Annotated in this window: 1 protein-coding gene; it reads left to right on the forward strand. The window is 67.8% G+C overall.

The annotated features are described in order from the left end of the window. Positions 1-407: EAL domain-containing protein (locus FLQ44_RS10990; RefSeq protein ID WP_147694432.1), on the forward strand; the 407-nt coding region annotated here is incomplete at both ends.

Here is a 407-nt window from a genome sequence, read left to right on the forward strand (position 1 = left end):
CGCCGCCTGCTGGTGAAGATCACCCCGCAGAGCATGCAGGACCCGAGCCTGCCCGGCTGGATCGCCAACCTGCTCAAGCAGACCGGGGTGCGCGGCGAGCAGCTGGTGTTCGGCGTGCCCGAGACCCGGGTCATGACCTATCTCAAGGGCGCCAAGGAGTTCCAGCGCGCGGTGGCCAAGCTCGGCTGCGGCCTGTGCCTTGAGCAGTTCGGCGCCAGCACGCATTCGCTGGACGTGCTGAAGCACCTCGACCCGACCATGCTCAAGCTCGACCGCAGCTTCACCGAGGACCTGGGGCGCAACGCCGAGCACCAGGCCAAGGTGCGCGAGTTGGCCGCGCGTGCGACCGAGCTCGGAAAGTCCACGATTGCCGAGTTCGTCCAGGACGCTGCCAGCATGACCGTGCT

The organism is Vogesella mureinivorans (assembly GCF_007644035.1).
Lineage (GTDB): Bacteria > Pseudomonadota > Gammaproteobacteria > Burkholderiales > Chromobacteriaceae > Vogesella > Vogesella mureinivorans.